Source organism: Paraburkholderia sp. CNPSo 3272, from assembly GCF_024206495.1.
Lineage (GTDB): Bacteria > Pseudomonadota > Gammaproteobacteria > Burkholderiales > Burkholderiaceae > Paraburkholderia.
The window spans coordinates 48,764-65,495 of sequence record NZ_JAMBPQ010000010.1 but is presented as its reverse complement, the minus strand read 5'-3'; the positions used below and the strand labels follow the sequence as shown (position 1 = coordinate 65,495).

The 16,732-nt window shown below is 66.0% G+C and carries 16 protein-coding genes; 11 read left to right on the top strand and 5 right to left on the bottom strand.

Features of this window, described 5'->3' with window-relative positions:
* Positions 1–48: 48 nt before the first annotated feature.
* Genes phnN through phnF form a run of 3 tightly spaced genes read right to left on the bottom strand, consistent with a single transcriptional unit; the run spans position 49 to position 2,077 of the window.
* Entirely contained in the window at positions 49–600 is a 552-nt protein-coding gene (phnN, locus tag M3I53_RS14860) for a phosphonate metabolism protein/1,5-bisphosphokinase (PRPP-forming) PhnN (RefSeq protein ID WP_254316670.1), read from the bottom strand.
* Positions 597–1,325, bottom strand: coding sequence for a DUF1045 domain-containing protein (locus tag M3I53_RS14855; protein ID WP_254316669.1), 729 nt, complete (start codon positions 1,323–1,325; stop codon positions 597–599). Before M3I53_RS14855 ends, phnN begins: the two co-directional genes overlap by 4 nt.
* Positions 1,322–2,077 carry a phosphonate metabolism transcriptional regulator PhnF gene (phnF, locus tag M3I53_RS14850; protein WP_254316668.1) on the bottom strand — a complete coding sequence of 252 codons (756 nt, stop codon included), beginning with the start codon at positions 2,075–2,077 and terminating at the stop codon, positions 1,322–1,324. Before phnF ends, M3I53_RS14855 begins: the two co-directional genes overlap by 4 nt.
* Before the next feature lie 220 nt (positions 2,078–2,297).
* Here phnF and phnG point away from each other — a divergent pair, with 220 nt between their 5' ends.
* The 10 genes from phnG (at position 2,298) to M3I53_RS14800 (ending at position 12,514) form a co-directional block, all read left to right on the top strand.
* The gene (gene phnG, locus M3I53_RS14845; protein WP_254316667.1) at positions 2,298–2,807 is read left to right on the top strand and encodes a phosphonate C-P lyase system protein PhnG; all 510 of its coding nucleotides are present in this window, start codon (positions 2,298–2,300) and stop codon (positions 2,805–2,807) included.
* Positions 2,804–3,445, top strand: a complete 642-nt coding sequence (gene phnH, locus M3I53_RS14840; RefSeq protein ID WP_254316666.1) for a phosphonate C-P lyase system protein PhnH — start codon at positions 2,804–2,806, stop codon at positions 3,443–3,445. The genes phnG and phnH overlap by 4 nt, the downstream gene beginning before the upstream one ends.
* Positions 3,445–4,575 carry a carbon-phosphorus lyase complex subunit PhnI gene (locus tag M3I53_RS14835; RefSeq protein WP_254316665.1) on the top strand — a complete coding sequence of 377 codons (1,131 nt, stop codon included), beginning with the start codon at positions 3,445–3,447 and terminating at the stop codon, positions 4,573–4,575. Before phnH ends, M3I53_RS14835 begins: the two co-directional genes overlap by 1 nt.
* On the top strand, positions 4,572–5,501 hold the full coding sequence (locus tag M3I53_RS14830; protein ID WP_302057694.1) for an alpha-D-ribose 1-methylphosphonate 5-phosphate C-P-lyase PhnJ: 930 nt from the start codon (positions 4,572–4,574) through the stop codon (positions 5,499–5,501). Before M3I53_RS14835 ends, M3I53_RS14830 begins: the two co-directional genes overlap by 4 nt.
* Positions 5,498–6,268: a phosphonate C-P lyase system protein PhnK gene (gene phnK, locus M3I53_RS14825; protein WP_254316664.1), complete on the top strand. Its 771-nt coding sequence runs from the start codon at positions 5,498–5,500 to the stop codon at positions 6,266–6,268. The genes M3I53_RS14830 and phnK overlap by 4 nt, the downstream gene beginning before the upstream one ends.
* A 10-nt stretch (positions 6,269–6,278) precedes the next feature.
* Positions 6,279–7,049, top strand: a complete 771-nt coding sequence (gene phnL, locus M3I53_RS14820; RefSeq protein WP_254316663.1) for a phosphonate C-P lyase system protein PhnL — start codon at positions 6,279–6,281, stop codon at positions 7,047–7,049.
* A gap of 46 nt (positions 7,050–7,095) precedes the next feature.
* Positions 7,096–8,229 carry an alpha-D-ribose 1-methylphosphonate 5-triphosphate diphosphatase gene (locus M3I53_RS14815; protein ID WP_254316662.1) on the top strand — a complete coding sequence of 378 codons (1,134 nt, stop codon included), beginning with the start codon at positions 7,096–7,098 and terminating at the stop codon, positions 8,227–8,229.
* A gap of 477 nt (positions 8,230–8,706) precedes the next feature.
* Positions 8,707–9,474, top strand: a complete 768-nt coding sequence (locus M3I53_RS14810; protein WP_254316661.1) for an ABC transporter substrate-binding protein — start codon at positions 8,707–8,709, stop codon at positions 9,472–9,474.
* Between the two features lie 245 nt (positions 9,475–9,719).
* The gene (locus M3I53_RS14805) at positions 9,720–10,835 is read left to right on the top strand and encodes a succinylglutamate desuccinylase/aspartoacylase family protein (protein ID WP_254316660.1); all 1,116 of its coding nucleotides are present in this window, start codon (positions 9,720–9,722) and stop codon (positions 10,833–10,835) included.
* A 503-nt stretch (positions 10,836–11,338) separates the two neighbouring features.
* Complete coding sequence (locus M3I53_RS14800) at positions 11,339–12,514, top strand: porin (protein WP_254316659.1); 1,176 nt, start codon at positions 11,339–11,341, stop codon at positions 12,512–12,514.
* A gap of 162 nt (positions 12,515–12,676) precedes the next feature.
* On the opposite strand, the gene M3I53_RS14795 is transcribed toward M3I53_RS14800, so the two are convergent.
* The gene (locus M3I53_RS14795; protein ID WP_254316658.1) at positions 12,677–13,018 is read right to left on the bottom strand and encodes a zinc ribbon domain-containing protein YjdM; all 342 of its coding nucleotides are present in this window, start codon (positions 13,016–13,018) and stop codon (positions 12,677–12,679) included.
* A gap of 167 nt (positions 13,019–13,185) precedes the next feature.
* On the opposite strand from M3I53_RS14795, the gene M3I53_RS14790 reads away from it, so the two are divergent.
* Positions 13,186–13,602, top strand: a complete 417-nt coding sequence (locus M3I53_RS14790) for a DUF6232 family protein (RefSeq protein ID WP_133187842.1) — start codon at positions 13,186–13,188, stop codon at positions 13,600–13,602.
* A 42-nt stretch (positions 13,603–13,644) separates the two neighbouring features.
* Here the strand turns inward: M3I53_RS14790 and M3I53_RS14785 are convergent, their stop codons facing one another.
* Complete coding sequence (locus M3I53_RS14785; protein ID WP_254316657.1) at positions 13,645–16,098, bottom strand: glycogen/starch/alpha-glucan phosphorylase; 2,454 nt, start codon at positions 16,096–16,098, stop codon at positions 13,645–13,647.
* Positions 16,099–16,732 lie beyond the last annotated feature (634 nt).

Sequence of the window (16,732 nt, the reverse complement as noted above, 5' to 3'; positions counted from 1 at the left end):
TCGAGCCCTTAAGCGGCTGTTAAGCGACGCGCAAGGACAGCGCCGCGACTATCCGGCCGCCACCTGCAGCACGAGCTCGACGAACGCCCCGCCCGCCTCCTCCAGGTGCCCCGAGTTGTCGATGCGCGCAAACGCGGCGCCCGACGGCACCTCGAACGGCGCGCGCCGCGCAAGACGCAATGCGACCTGCTCGGGCGTTTCGCGCGCCCGGGACGCGAGGCGCGCAGCCAGCACGTGCTGCGCAGCCTCGACGTGCACGAGCGTCATGCGCGGGTAGCGCTCGAACGCCTCGCCCGCGTAGGCGCGCGAACCGTTCACCACGACGGTGCAGCCAAGCGCCATCCATTGGTCGATCTCCACGCCCACGCCGTAGCGCAGCGCGTGGCTGCGCCATTGCAACGCGAAGAGGCCGCGCTGCGAACGCGCCTCGAATTCGGCCTCGGTAAGCGCGATGTGGTTTTCGCCGCCGCTGTCTTCGCGGGTGATGTAGCGATGCGCGAAGACGACGTCTTCGCCGGACAGCCGCTCGCGCGCGTAACGCAGCAGCGTGTCCTTGCCCGCGCCCGAAGGCCCCATTACGTAGATCAGGCCGCCCTTCATGCGCGGGCTCCCGCGAACGGCAAGCGGCGCCACAGCGCAAACGGCGCGCCCGGTCCGGGCTCGACGAAGAGCGCCGCGCCCTCCACCGGCAGCGGGTTGGCATCGTGCATCTGCGTGTTCCAGGCATCGACGAGTTGCGCGCAGGTTTGCGCGTCGTTCAGCGAATCGGATAGCGTCATGTGAAAGCGGAATTCTTCGAACACGTACGGATAGCCCCACGCTTCGACGTAAGCGCGCTGACGCTGCGTGAGCGGCGCGTCGAGGCGCTTCGCGAGTTCGGCGGGCGTTTGCGGGGCGCGCAGCGAGCCAAGCGCGCGCAGTGCGTTGGCAGCCAGTTCGCGCAGGGCGGTTTCGCCGGCATCGTCGGCGGGGCGCAGCGCCACGAAGCGGCCGAGCAGCGCCGCCTCGACATTGGCTTCGAAGCGCGCCTGCCCCTGCGCCCACTGCTGCGCGGCGGCCAGCAGCGCCGCGGGCGTCACGCCCGGCGCGAGGCGGAACGGCGGCACGAGGGTGCCGTGCCAGCCATAGCGGCGCGGCGCGACCGTGAGCGTTTCCAGCGGCTGCGGCAGGCCTGCGAGCCATGGCGGCGGCGCGAGCGCGTCGCCCGTCTCCGGATCGCGGCCAAGCCACGCGCAGCCCGCCTGCCACCACGCCGACGCGCGCGGCGGCGCATAGTAAAGCGCGAAGCGCGTGGCTTCGTTCCAGTCTTCTTGCAGCACGCTCATAGGTCGTGCTCCACCATCAGCTGCACGCGGTCGGCGGCGAAGTGCGTAATGCCGTACTTGATCGGCACGCCTTGCAGATCGACGTCGACGTTTTCCACCCATAACACCGGCTGCTGCCGGTTGATGTTCAAACGCCGCGCCACCTCGGCCTCGGGCAGCACGCTGCCGATACGGCTCCACTTGCGCAGATAGTCGGTCACGCCGAATTCGGCGAGGGCCTTCGAGGTGCTGTCCACGCGCTCCATGACCACGGGCAGATCGGCGAAGCGTGCGGCGGGATACCAGCTGCGCGCGTAAGTGAGCGGCACGCCGTCCGACTCGTGCAGCGTTTCGAGCCGGTAGACGAGCGCGCCCGCGCGCAGGCCGAGCGCCTTGGCGACCGTGGGGTCGGCCTTGCCACGCGACGACGCGAGCAGCTTGCCCGCCGCCGAATGCTGATGGCGCTTCAGGTTCTCGGTAAAGCGCGTGCGCTTGCCGATGGTGTAGTCGATCGCGCCGGGCTGCACGAACGTGCCGCGCCCCTGCTCCACGCTCACGAGCCCCAACGCCGCGAGGCCCAGCATCGCGCGCCGCACCGTGTGGCGGTTCACGTCGAAGCGGCGCGCAAGCTCGCCCTCGCTAGGCAGCCGGCCGTCTTCGCCGAAGCCCTTCGCGGCGATCTCAGCTGCGAGGATCTGCTCGATCTGCCGCCACACCGCCACACCCGCGCCGCGCTCAAGCAGGCTGGACGGCGCCTCGTCGTTCGATGTCATGGTGCTGTCATTCCTCTCGGTTCCAATAGCGTTTTGTGCATTGTAGTGCGCAGGGCGTGATGGAAATATGAAAACCTTCATTGCGTCCGCTCTGGACGACTGTACCACTAAACGTCTAGACGTTTAGATGAATAGATGGTTCAATCGAGGCCCAGACAAGGCAGTTCGAAAGGCGCAGTCGCCATGTCCGTTCTCCCCCGTTCACGACACAGGAACTCCGATGAACGCTTCCTCCACCCCATCCTCCGCACCGGCGATCCGGCGCGCATGGATGGCCGTTCTCGCGCACACCCCGCGCGCTGAGCTCGAAGCGGCGCTGAGCGTCGCGCTCGCCGGTGCGCCTGAGCCCGCTTTCGACTGGCTGCGTCCGCCACAAACCGGACTGGCCATGGTACGCGGGCGCATTGGCGGCACCGGCGACGCCTTCAACCTCGGCGAAGCCACCGTCACGCGCGCCACGCTGCGCCTGCGCCCCTCGGTCACCGTAGGCGGCGATGCCGGCCAGCCCGGCCCGGTCGGCGTGGCATGCCATCTGGGCCGCGACAAGCGCCGCGCCGAACTGGCCGCGCTCGCCGACGCGCTGCTGCAACTCCCCGCGCGCCACGACCAGTTGCACGCCCGGTTGATCGAGCCGCTCGCCGCGCGTCTCGCCGCACAACGCGACGCGCGCCGCGCCGACGCCGCCAGCACGCGGGTCGAGTTCTTCACGATGGTTCGAGGTGACGCATGAGCGACCCACGCAATGCCATGACGCCCGATTTGCTCGCCGCACTCGCGCCCGGCTTCGGCGATCCGGTTCACGACACGCAGACCGTGTTCCGCACGCTGCTCGACGCGCTCGCGCGACCCGGCACGATCGGCGTGATCGAAACGCCGCTGCCGGCGGCCACGGCGGCGGATGCGTCCCCCGCGCGCGCCGGCCTCGCTGCCTTCGCCTCGCTGCTCGCACTCGCAGACTACGCCACGCCGGTGTGGCTCGCCCAGCCCGACGCCGCACTCGCGGCCGCCCTGCGCTTTCATGCAGGCGCGCCGCTTGCACAGCAGGCGCGCGAAGCCGCGTTCGCCTATGTGCACAACGCCGCGGCGCTGCCGCCGCTCGAAGACTTCGCGAGCGGCACGCCGGAGTCGCCGGAGCAATCCGCCACGGTGTTCGTGCGTGTCGATTCGCTCACTGGCGGCGCGGCGCTCACGCTGCGCGGCCCCGGCATCGAAACGACCTGTAGCATTGCACCCGTCGGTCTGCCCGAGCGCTTCTGGCGCGAACGCGCCGCCCTCGCGCCGCACTTCCCGTGCGGCATCGACTTCTATCTCGTGTGCGGCGACCGCCTGATGGGCCTGCCGCGCACCACTCTCGTGGAGATGCACTGATGTACGTCGCCGTCAAAGGAGGAGAGCGCGCGATCGAAGCGTCGTGGCGTCTGCTCGACGAGGCCCGCCGCGGCGATACGCGCGTGCCCGAGCTGAGCGTCGCGCAGATCCGCGAACAGATGCGTCTGGCCGTGGCGCGTGTGATGGCCGAAGGTTCGGTCTACGACGAAGAACTTGCCGCGCTCGCCATCAAGCAGGCCGCGGGCGATCTCGTCGAAGCGATCTTTTTGCTGCGCGCCTATCGCACCACGCTGCCGCGTTTTGGCTACACACAGCCGGTCGAAACGGAAAACATGGTGGTGGAGCGCCGCATTTCCGCGACCTTCAAGGACGTGCCCGGCGGCCAGGTGCTCGGCGCGACCTACGATTACACGCAGCGCCTGCTCGACTTCGCGCTGCTGGCCGAAGGCGACGATGCCGCGAGCGCCGAGCCCCCGGCGCTGCGAGCAACCCCGCCCGAAGAAGCGATGCCGCGCGTGGTCTCCCTGCTCGACAAGGAAGGGCTGATCGAGCAGGAAACGCGCTCCCCGCAGGCGCGCGAGCCCGGCGACCTCTCGCGCGAGCCGCTCGCGTTCCCTGCCGACCGCACGGTGCGCCTGCAAAATCTCGCACGCGGCGACGAAGGCTTCCTGCTCGCGATGGGCTATGCCACGCAGCGCGGCTACGCGCATTCGCACCCGTTCGCGGGCGAGATCCGATTTGGTTCGGTGTGCGTAGAAATGATGCTGGACGAACTCGACGAAGCCGTCGAAATCGGCGAGATCGACTTGACCGAGTGCCAGATGATCAACCAGTTCGCGGGCGCGAAAGACGTGCCGCCGCAATTCACGCAAGGCTACGGTCTCGCGTTCGGCCACGCGGAGCGCAAGGCCATGGCGATGGCGCTGGTGGATCGCGCGCTGCGAGCCGAGGAGCTGGGCGAGACGATCGCCTCGCCGACTCAGGACATCGAATTCATGCTCTCGCACAGCGACAACGTGGAAGCCTCAGGCTTCGTTCAACACCTGAAGCTGCCGCACTACGTGGACTTCCAGGCCGAGCTGGAACTCGTGCGCAAGCTGCGCGCGCAGCACGAAAACGGCACCGGGGCCGATGCCGATGCCGATGTGCAAAACAAGGAGGCCGCATGAACGCGCCCGATACCTTGCAATCCACCGCAGCCGAAGTCGCGTCACACGAAACTCAGGCCGTCTCGGGCTACAACTTCGCGTACCTCGACGAGCAGACCAAACGCATGCTGCGCCGCGCTCTCCTCAAGGCCGTGGCCGTGCCGGGCTACCAGGTGCCGTTCGCCTCGCGCGAAATGCCGCTGCCGTATGGCTGGGGCACGGGCGGCATCCAGGTGACGGCGGCGATCATCGGCGCGAAGGACACGCTCAAGGTGATCGACCAGGGCTCGGACGACACCACGAACGCCGTGAACATCCGCCGCTTTTTCGCGCGCACCACGGGTGTGGCCACCACGCGCCGCACGAGCGAGGCGTCGATCGTCCAGACGCGGCACCGCATTCCCGAAACGCCGCTCACGGACAAGCAGATCCTCGTGTACCAGGTGCCGATGCCCGAGCCGCTGTTCCGGCTCGAGCCGCGTGTGGCCGAATGCAAGAAGCTGCATGCGCTGGCCGACTACGGCCTCATCAGCGTGAAGCTTTATGAGGACATCGTGCAGCACGGCAGCATCGCCACGACGTACGACTACCCGGTGACCGTGAACGGCCGTTATCTCACGTCGCCCTCGCCGATTCCGAAGTTCGACAACCCCAAGCTGCACATGAACGCCGCGCTTCAGTTGTTCGGCGCGGGCCGCGAGCGCCGCATCTACGCGATTCCGCCGTACACGCCGGTGAAGAGCCTCGACTTCGACGACCATCCGTTCGAAGTGCAGCGCTGGGAGCATGCGTGCGCCCTGTGCGGCTCGCGCGAGAGCTTCCTCGACGAGATGATCGTCGACGACTCGGGCAAACGCATGTTCGTCTGCTCGGACAGCGACTACTGCCACGACCGCCGTGAGCAGATCGATGCGCACGCAACGAATGAAGCAGGAGAGAAAGCATGACGCCGCTGCTAAGCGCAAGATCGCTCACGAAGCAGTACGGCGGCCGCAACGGCTGCCGCGACGTGAGCTTCGACCTGTATCCCGGCGAGGTGCTGTGCATCGTCGGCGAATCGGGCTCGGGCAAGACCACGCTGCTCAACACGCTCGCGCTGCGCACCGAAAGCGATTCAGGCGAACTGCAGTACACGAGCGCGAACGGCGAAACGCTCGACCTGCGCACGCTTTCCGAGCCGCGCCGGCGCCTGCTCGCGCGCACCGAATGGGGCTTCGTGCAGCAGAATCCGCGCGACGGGCTGCGTGCGGGCGTCTCGGCCGGCGCCAATATCGGCGAGCCGCTGATGGCCGTCGGCGCACGTCACTACGGGCAAATCCGCAACACGGCGCAGCAGTGGATGCAGCGCGTGGAGCTGGACGCGCAGCGCATCGACGAATTGCCCTCGGCGTTTTCGGGCGGCATGCAGCAGCGCCTGCAAATCGCGCGCAATCTCGTCACGGGCCCGCGCCTCGTGTTCATGGACGAGCCCACGGCGGGTCTCGACGTGTCCGTGCAGGCGCGCCTGCTCGACCTGCTGCGCACGCTCACGACCAATCTGCATCTTTCGGTGCTGATCGTCACGCACGACATCGGCGTGGCGCGGCTGCTCGCGCACCGCTTGATGGTGATGCAAGGCGGCACGGTGGTCGAATCGGGCCTGACCGACCAGGTGCTGGACGACCCGCAACATCCCTATACGCAGACGCTGGTGGCATCCGTGCTGCCGGTCTAGGATGAACGACATGACTCTGAACTCATCACCGGGCACGCGCGCGTTCCTCGAAAGACCGGCGCTCATGCTGCGCGCCGAAGACGTGCGCAAGACCTTCACGCTGCACGGCCAGGGCGGCATCGGCATCGAAGCGCTCGCGGGCGTTTCGCTCGACGTGGAGCGCGGCGAATGCATCGTGCTGGTCGGGCCCTCAGGCGCGGGCAAGAGCACCTTCCTGCGCTGCCTGTATGGCAACTATCTCGCCAGCGGCGGCTCGATTGCGATCCGCGACGAGGGCGCGCCGCTCGAGCATCTGGAGATCACGGGCGCGGCGCCCCACGACATCCTGCGCCTGCGCCGCAACGTGGTGGGCTACGTGAGCCAGTTTCTGCGCGTGATTCCGCGCGTGAGCGCGCTCGACATCGTGGCCGCGCCGCTCGTTTCGCGCGGCGTGGAAGAAAACGAAGCACGCGAGCGCGCACAAACGCTGCTGGCACGCCTGAACGTGCCGCAGCGCCTCTGGCCGCTCGCGCCCGCCACGTTTTCGGGCGGCGAGCAGCAGCGCGTGAACATCGCGCGGGGCCTGATCGCACAGCATCGCGTGCTCTTGCTGGACGAACCCACGGCCTCGCTCGACGCAGAAAATCGCGAAGTCGTCGCGAGCCTGATTGGCGAGGCGCGCGAGCGCGGCGCAGCGATCGTCGGCGTATTCCACGACGAGGACACGCGCGAGCGCGTCGCCACCCGCGTACTCGAACTCAGCGCGCCGCGCGCGCAAGCGCCGCTCAGCGCCGCAGCCTGAATCCCGCCTGAACGGCGCAAACCGATATCTGATACGGAGCCAGACGATGTTGATTAAAAACGCTCGCATCGTGACGCGAGACGACGTTTTCACCGGCACGCTAAGCGTGGAAGACGGCAAGATCCGCGACATCTCGCGCGGCTCGACCGCCGCGCCCGAAGCCGAAGACTGGGAAGGTGACTTCCTGCTGCCCGGTCTCGTCGAACTGCACACCGACAACCTGGAAAAGCACCTCGCGCCGCGCCCCGGCGTGCACTGGAACACCGACGCCGCATTCGTCATTCACGACGCGCAGATCGCCGCCGCCGGCATCACCACGGTATTCGACGCGCTGGCCATCGGCACGCGCCTCGCCGTGGGCGTGCGCGGCCGCGACGTGCAGCTCGCGAGCGCCCAGGCGCTGACGCGCTTTTCCGAGCGCAACTTGCTGCGCGCCGAGCACTTCCTGCACTTGCGCTGCGAGATCGCCACCGAAGACGTGATCGAGCTGTTCGACACGCTCAGCGACCACCCGCTGCTGCGCCTCGCCTCGGTGATGGACCACACGCCGGGCCAGCGCCAGTGGCACGACCGTGAGCAATGGCGCAAATTTCAGGAGCGCCATGGCAAGTGGACCGACGAGCAGACCGACACGATGCTCGCCGAAATGGCCACGGAGCAGGAACGCTACGCGGACGCGCACCGCCTGGAAATCGTGCAGCGCTGCCGCACGCGCAATATCCCGCTTGCGAGCCACGACGACACGCTCGTAGAGCACGTCGAGCAGGCCGCGGCCGAAGGCATCGTGCTCGCCGAATTCCCGACCACGCGCGTGGCCGCCGAGGAAGCGAAAAAGCGCGGCATCGCGACGATCATGGGTGCGCCGAACGTGGTGCGCGGCGGCTCGCACTCGGGCAACGTCTCGGCGCTGGAGCTGGCGCAGGCCGGTTTGCTCGACATCCTCTCGTCCGACTACGTGCCGTCGAGCCTCCTGACCGCCGCGTTCGACCTCGTGACCAAGGCCGACTGGACGCTGCCGCGCGCGCTCGCCACGGTCTCGTGGGAACCCGCCAGCAAGTCCGGCCTGCACGACCGCGGCGCGATCGAGCCGGGCCTGCGCGCGGACTTCGTGCGGGTGACGATGCTCGATTCGCTGCCCGTGCCGCGCGCGACGTGGCGCGCGGGCGTGCGCGTGGTCTGACGTCGTCCACGCGGTGCAGCCGGATGTGTCTCCTGCACCGCGAATAAACGGCGTTTCGGTATGGCCCATTCGACCCTAAAACGCCCCGCGAGCCGTCGATCCGATTTCACTTTCCCTTCATACCGCTAACGATGCCGCGAGCACGCGGCATCGCATTCTTCCGACTGTTGCGTCAGAGCATCGCGCAGCCCATCCCAGGTCCCCCGCAACGCCTGTCCGCATTGGGCGGCGCGCCTTGCCCGACGAGGCTTTGCGATAAATCGTACAAGCGCACGGGCGTACACTTACAGGCGCCCTTTCCCGCTATCCGGTATTACACTAGCGACGCAGCAATTTTGACCTGGTAAGCTTGCGCGCGCTTCGCTGGCCGCAGGCTGGCGGGTCCAACAATAATCCGGCGCGAGCCGCGCTGGAAAATGCGCCATGGCGGCACAACCGCACGCGGCGCGCCCTGAACCATCTCGAGGAGTACCCATAGTGAAGAAACTGCTTGCCACCCTCACGGTTGCCGTGCTCGCCGTCTCGGCCGGCGTCGCCCACGCGAAGGACTGGTCCACCGTGCGTTTCGGCGTTGACGCCAGCTACGCACCGTTCGAATCCAAAGCACCCGATGGCAAGCTGGTCGGCTTCGACATCGACCTCGGCAACGAAATCTGCAAGCGCCTGAACGCCAAGTGCGTGTGGGTCGAGCAAGACTTCGACGGCATGATCCCGGGCCTGAAGGCCAAGAAGTTCGACGGCGTGCTTTCGTCGATGACGATCACCCCGCAGCGCGAGCAGCAGATCGCCTTCTCGGCGAAGCTGTTCAACACGCCGACGCGCCTCGTCGCCAAGAAGGGCTCGAGCCTCGCCCCGACGGCTGACTCGCTCAAGGGCAAATCGGTTGGCGTCGAGCAAGGCACGATCCAGGAAACCTACGCGAAGGAAAACTGGGCACCGAAGGGCGTGAACGTCGTTCCTTACCAGAACCAGGACCAGGTCTACGCCGACCTGCTCTCGGGCCGTCTGGACGCCGCGCTGCAGGACGAAGTGCAAGCAGATCTGGGCTTCCTGAAGACGCCGCGCGGCGCCGGCTTCCAGTTCGCCGGCAAGGAAATCCCGACGGGCGCAGCCGCCATCGGCCTGCGCAAGGAAGACGCCGACCTGAAGGGCAAGATCGACAAGGCTATCGCCGACATGATCAAGGACGGCACGTACAAGAAGATCGAATCCAGGTACTTCGACTTCGACGTGTACGGCAGCTAAGCTCCAAATCGCGCCGGCGCTGTATCACGGCGCACGAAGCCCGGGCTTTCCGCCCGGGCTTTTTCGTTTCCGGAATTTTATTTCGGATTCCATATTTTTACGACGATGCGGCAGACGCGCGCGGGCGCGCTGGTTCCGGCGGCGCGTCGAATCGGCTAAGATCGGTCTACGGCCCCCAGCACTTGCTTACTGGGCCATCGTCCACTCCAACACCTTTGCGGGCCGCCGCGCCTCGCGCATCCATCATGCAAACCCGAAACCACCCGTTGATCGCGCCCGCCCTCGGTACCGCGCGGGAACTTGCCAGTTTCCACTACGGCAAGGCCGGCGGTCCCAAGGTCTACATCCAGTCCTCGCTGCACGCCGACGAACTGCCGGGCATGCTCGTCTCGTGGGCGCTGCGCCGCAAGCTCGCGGTGCTGGAAGCTGAGGGCCGCCTTCGCGGCGAGATCGTAATCGTGCCGGTGCCCAACCCCGTGGGCCTGAATCAGCACTGGCTCGGGCATATGATCGGCCGCTTCGAATCGAACACGGCGCAGAACTTCAACCGTAATTTCCACGAACTCACCGCGCTCGTGCTGCCCAGCATCGAGGCGAGTCTCGGACCCGACGAAGCCGCGAACCGCACCGCAATCCGCGCCGCCATGGGCGAAGCACTGGCCGCGCAGAAGCCGAAAACCGAACTCGATTCGATGCGGCTCGCGCTTCAGCGCCTTTCATACGACGCCGACATCGTGCTCGACCTGCATTGCGACTGGGAAGCCGCCATGCACATCTACACGAACCCAGAGCTGTGGTCCGACGTCGAGCCGCTCGCGCGCTATCTCGACGCCAAGGCGTCGCTCCTCGCGCTCAACTCGATCGGCAATCCGTTCGACGAGATTCACAGCTTCTGCTGGTCGGAGTTGCGCGAGCACTTCGGCACGCGCTTCCCCATTCCGTACGGCTCGATTTCGGTGACGGTCGAGCTGCGCGGCCAGCGCGACGTCTCGCACGAACTCGCCGAGCACGACGCCCAGGCCATCGTCGACTATCTGATCGGGCGCGGCGTCATCGAAGGCACGGCCGCGCCGCTGCCGCCGCTCGCCCATGCGGCCACGCCGCTGGCGGGCACGGAGCCGATCGTGGCGCCTGCCAGCGGCGTGCTCGTGTTTCGCGTGGATTGCGGCACCTGGGTGGAACGCGGCGCGGCGATTGCCGATGTCATCGACCCGCTCGCCGATACTGTGACGACGCTGCACGCGGGCGTGAGCGGCGTGATGTACGCGCGCCATAGCGCGCGCTTCGCCACGGCCGGCATGGAAGTCGCACGCATTGCCGGCGAAAAGCCCATTCGCAGCGGCTCGCTTCTTTCGCTGTAATCTGCAACGCTTTACCGTAAAAAGGCTCGCATCCGTGATGCGAGCCTTTTTTCATGGGCGATTCCCGCTATTTCAATTATTTCGGGTAACTAATTTTCAATTTCCATGAATCGATGGCAATCAACCATGTAAAGCGCGCATTGATCGGCCGTTAATGCGCCCTTGAGATCAATCGAACCCAGCTTGAAGCGAGAGTCAAAAGATCCATTAACCCGGCAGATAGAAGAAAGCTTAGAAAAAAATTTTATAAGGCCGATTGCCGCAGTCCAGCCTTTCGAATTGACAGAAAAATCGCCCGCGAAGCCACCAGTAGCGGGCTTCGGGCGTCGTTGAGCGGGGCTACAACCTGTCTGTGGCATTTACACAACAGAATGGCGACATTTCCCCTACAAACCCTTACTGTCACATTCCTTTCGTTATCGAGCCTTAAATTGCAGCCCGTCGCATTGACCGGCCCATAAGAGGCCGGGAGTAGTCATCTCGTCCTTTACCCGGAGAAACAGTTGAATAAGAAGATTCTGACCACCGCTATTCTGGCCTCGATTGCAGGCGTTGCCCACGCACAAAGCAGCGTAACGCTGTACGGCGTGATCGACGCGGGCGTGAATTACATCAGCAACGTGAAGAACTCGAACGGTACGAACGGCAGCTCGCATCAGTTCTCGTACGGTGACGGCGTGGCGCAGGGCAGCCGTTGGGGCCTGCGCGGCACGGAAGACCTGGGCGGCGGCCTGAAGGCGATCTTCGTGCTCGAAAACGGCTTCAACAGCGGTAACGGCACGGCAGGCCAGGGCGGCGCGATGTTCGGCCGTCAAGCATTCGTCGGTCTGACGCAGTCGAACATCGGTTCGCTGACCTTCGGCCGTCAATACTCGCTCAACACGGACATTCTCGGCTCGCAGTACTCGACCGGTGGCAACACCGTCTCGGGTAACTGGGCATACCACTTCAACGACATCGACCAGCTGACCTCGAGCCGCATCAACAACGCGGTCAAGTTCCAGAGCGTGAACTTCTCGGGCTTCACGTTCGGCGCGTTGTACGGCTTCTCGAACTCAACCTCGTTCGCCGGCGCACCGGCAACGGGCCCGGCGGCCAGCCCGATCGCCGGCTCGTCGCGCGCGTACAGCTTCGGCGCGAACTACGGCTACGGCCCGTTCAGCATCGGCGCTGCCTACTTCAACCAGACGTACCCGGGCCAGACCACGCCGTCGACCACGACCACGATCGCCAACGTTGCACAGGGCACGCTGCGCGACACGCGCTCGTTCGGTGTCGGTGGCCGCTACATCGTCGGCCCGGCAACGCTGTGGGCCCTTTGGACCAACACGCTGCTCTCGCCGATCGCCGGTTCGTCGACGCTCTACAACGCGTACGAAGCAGGCGGCAAGTACGCCTTCACGCCGGCTCTCGCGGCTGCGCTCGGCTACACGTACTCGCGCACCTCGGGCAGCCAGACGGCTCACTGGAACCAGGTCAACGCATCGCTTGACTACGCGCTCAGCAAGCGCACCGACGTCTACGGCCTCGTGTCGTATCAGGACGCATCGGGCACGCTCGCGAACGGCCAGAAGGTTCAGGCACAGATCGGCGACTCGGGCTCGAACATTTTCCAGCCGTCGGGCCCGGGTTCGCAGGATCAAGTCGCGGTTCGCGTCGGTATCCGCCACAAGTTCTAAGCAGCGTCACTCGCGCAACAGCGGCGGCCGGCGACTCATAGCGCCGGCTCTGCTCGGCGCGCCGCAGCTCGCGCTGCACGCCGCGCCTTACCGGACGGGGCATCCCTTGGGATGCCCCGCTTTTTTTGGTTCATCGCAGTCGATGCACGACGACGCTCTTCGTCACGCCTTCCTGACGAACTCCGATTTGAGGCTCATGGCGCCGAAGCCGTCGATCTTGCAATCGATATCGTGGTCGCTATCCACCAGCCGGATATTTTTCACTTTGGTGCCCATCTTGATCACGCCACCCGAACCCTTGAGTTTCAGGTCCTTGATGACCGTGACGGTATCTCCGTCCTGAAGGACATTGCCGGCCGAATCGCGATACTCCTTGCCCGCGGTTTCCGCGGGCGCGGTGGCTTGCCCTGACCATTCATGCGCACACTCCGGGCAGATGTAGACGTTCCCATCTTCGTAGGTGAACCCGGAATTGCATTTCGGACAGCGTGGCAGTGTGCTCATGGAGAATCCCTGGTGCCGACGGGGGCATTAAAAGCGCGCAAGTATAGCGGCTCCGGCAGGCGGCCCAACCCGCCCTTGGTCCGGGCTGCGACGTTATGTCCGCCGCGAGCCCGCCCTGGCCCCGCTTCTGGTACGCTGCGCTCTCTCACCTCGCAGCTATCGAACCGATGGAACTCCCTTTCAACGAAGCCGCCGTCTCGGTCACGCGCAACGCGCTCTCCGCGGCCGGCCAGGTCTTCCCCATGCGCGACATCGAGGACGTGCGTATCGTCATCGGGCGGCGCAGCCGCGTTGTGCCGATCGCGATCAGCCTGGTCGGCGCCGCCGGCGCTGTCGTGGGCGGCGTGCTCGGCTCGGCGTCCGGTCTCGCGTGCGGCGTGATGGTGATCGTGGTGGGCTGGCTCGCGTGGCTCTGGCAGGAAGCCGTGCACCGGCTCTACGTCGTGACGGGCGGCGAATCGCGCGAGGCGGTCACGAGCCTCGACCCGGCATTCCTCGAACGCGTGCAGGAAGCGGTGCGCACCGCCAAGGCCGCGCAAGCGGCGCAGGCAGAAGGCGGCACGACGCGTCCCGCAGCACCCTGATACCGCCGAAAGCACGGCCGGCAGCACCGCGGGCGCTCGCCCTCACTCCATCTCGATCGACTTCACGTGCCAGATATCGCGTGCGTATTCCGCGATCGCACGGTCCGAAGAGAATTTCCCCATCCCCGCCACGTTTTCGATCGCGCTCGCGGTCCACGCCGGCACGTCCATGAAGCGCTGGTCGGCGGCGTCCTGCGCCTCGATGAAGGCCGAGTAGTCGGCCAGCACGAGGTAGTGGTCGCCCCAGTCCACGAGCGTGTGGAAGATGTCCCTGTAGCATGCCGAATCGTGCGGTGAAAAGAAGCCCGTGCGGATCTGGTCGAGCGCGCGGCGCAGTTCGGCGTTTTCCTCGTAGACCTGGCGCGGCCGGTAGCCCGCGCAACGCAGCTGGTCGACTTGGTCGGAGGTGTGCCCGAAGATGAAGATGTTGTCCTGCCCCACCGCCTCGCCGATTTCGATGTTCGCGCCGTCGAGCGTGCCCATGGTGAGCGCGCCGTTGAGCGCGAGCTTCATGTTGCCGGTGCCCGACGCTTCGGTGCCCGCCGTCGAGATCTGCTCGGACAGGTCCGCCGCGGGAATCAGCGCCTCGGCCACGCTCACGCCGTAGTTCGGGACGAACACCACCTTGAGCCGATCGCCCACTACGGGATCGTTGTTGATCTTCGCGGCCACGTCGTTGATGAGGTGGATGATCATCTTCGCCATGCGGTACGCCGACGCGGCCTTGCCCGCGAACAGCACGACGCGTGGTACCCAGTCGCGTTCCGGGGCTTCGAGAATGCGGTTGTAGCGCGTGATCACGTGCAGCACGTTGAGCAACTGGCGCTTGTACTCGTGAATGCGCTTGACCTGCATGTCGAACAGCGCGTCAGGATTGAAGACGATGCCCGTGCGCTGGAGGGCACGATGTGCGAGGCGCACCTTGTTGCTGCGCTTGGCCGCGCGGAACGCGGCTTCGAACGAAGCGTCGCCGCGCAGCTTGCGCAGCGCGCCCAGTTCGAAGAGATCGCTGCGCCAGCGCGGCCCGATCGCTTCGTCCACGAGGCGCGCGAGCGGCTGGCTCGCCTGCGCGAGCCAGCGGCGCGGCGTGATGCCGTTGGTGACGTTCGTGAAGCGCTCAGGAAAGAGACGCGCGAAGTCGGCGAAGATATCGCGCGTCATCAGTTGCGAGTGCAGCTTCGAGACGCCGTTCACCTTGTGGCTCGCCACGATCGCGAGATAAGCCATGCGCACGCGACGCTGGCCGTATTCGTCCACGAGCGAAATGCGGCGGATCAGGTCGAGGTCGTGCGCGCCGTGGTCGCTCGCCTCGCGCAGGAACGCGGCGTTGATGTCGAAGATGATTTCGAGGTGGCGCGGCAAGAGGCGCGCCAATAGTTCGATGTCCCAGGTTTCTAGCGCTTCGGGCATCAGCGTGTGGTTGGTGTACGAGAACACGCGGCGCACGTGGCGCATCGCCTCGTCCCATGGCAGATGATGCACGTCCACGAGCAGACGGATCAGCTCGGGAATGGCCAGCACCGGGTGCGTGTCGTTCAGGTGCACCGCGACCTTTTCGGAGAAGCGCCCGAACGTGCTGTGCGTGCGCAGGTAGCGGCGAATCAGGTCCTGCATCGTCGCGGAGACGAAGAAGTATTCCTGACGCAGACGCAGTTCGCGCCCGGCCATCGTCGAGTCGTCGGGATAGAGCAGCCGCGAGACGTTCTCGGAGATGTTGCGCGCTTCCACCGCGCGCTGATAGTCGCCCTGGTTGAACGCCGAGAGATCGAGTTCTTCATCCGCGCGCGCGGACCACAGCCGCAGCGTGTTGGTCGCGCTGGTGGCATAGCCGGGAATGACCGTGTCGTAGGCCATGGCGTTCACATGCTGCGTGTCGACCCATTCCACATGGCCGTTGCGCTGCATGGTGCGGCCGCCAAAGTGCACGGGATACTGGACCTCGGGCCGCGGAAACTCCCACGGATTGCCATAGCGCAGCCAGTAGTCGGGCGCTTCGACCTGCTCGCCGTTCACGATCTGCTGGCGGAACATGCCGTAGTCGTAGCGAATGCCATAGCCGAAGCCCGGAATGCCGAGCGTCGCCATCGAATCGAGAAAGCACGCCGCGAGGCGGCCGAGACCGCCGTTGCCGAGCGCCGCGTCGGGCTCGTAGTCGAGCACAGTGTCCATATCGACGCCCACGCTCGCCAGCGCTTCTTTCATCTGGTCGTGGATGCCGAGCGCGATCAGCGCGTTCGAGAACGTGCGGCCGATGAGAAATTCCATCGACAGGTAGTAGACGCGTTTGACGTCCTGATCGTACTGGCGGCGCGTGGTGATCATCCAGCGCTCGACTAGCCGGTCGCGCACGGCGAGCGCCGCGGCGTGCAGCCAGTCCTGCGGACGGGCCGTCACGGCGTCCTTGCCCACACCGTACATCAGGCGATTGGAGAGGGAACGGCGCAGCGCTTCGACGCTGCTTTGCAACTGATCGAACTCGAGACCGATGGCTGTCATCGACGACTCCTGTCGAGTACACCTGGCGCTTTAGCTGTCGGCAGGAGTTAGAGCTTTAGCACTTACTCCGGCCCCACGCAGAGCGCTTGGTGCATTCCACGCAAAGCGCTGGAAATGGCGGCGCGCCCATAAAGATGCAGGGCGCGCGGTTGTTCTGGGCATGCGCCGCGCGCGGCGGAACGGGACGACGCGCATCGGCGCATCGGCGAAAAAGGCCGGCACCGCTCGCCAGCGAGCGCAGATCAATTTGCAGAGTAGTGCATTTTCAAGTGGCGTGCGGCAACGCGCCAACCGGGCGTGGAGCGCGGCCGGCCGCCACGCGGAACCCGCCGGGCGCCTCGATCCCTTGCCATGCGGACGGTTGCGCGCGCGCAGAGCGGCGCCACGCTTGCGTGTGACGGGCTTGGCGGTTAGTTGCGATATGTCGGAGCGCGATGGCGATCGCGTCCACCCAGAGCTTACAGTCACCCCACGCTCTGAAGCGTCTCCTGCAGAACCGGGCGGCCTCTGTAACAATCGCAAAATTCGTCCGCTCGGCCCGCGCCGCAGCCTTCATCGTCCACACGCCCGAGACTGTCTTGTCCGAAACCTTTTCCGCGGCGCGCGAAACCCGCAATTCCCTCAGTACCGAGCC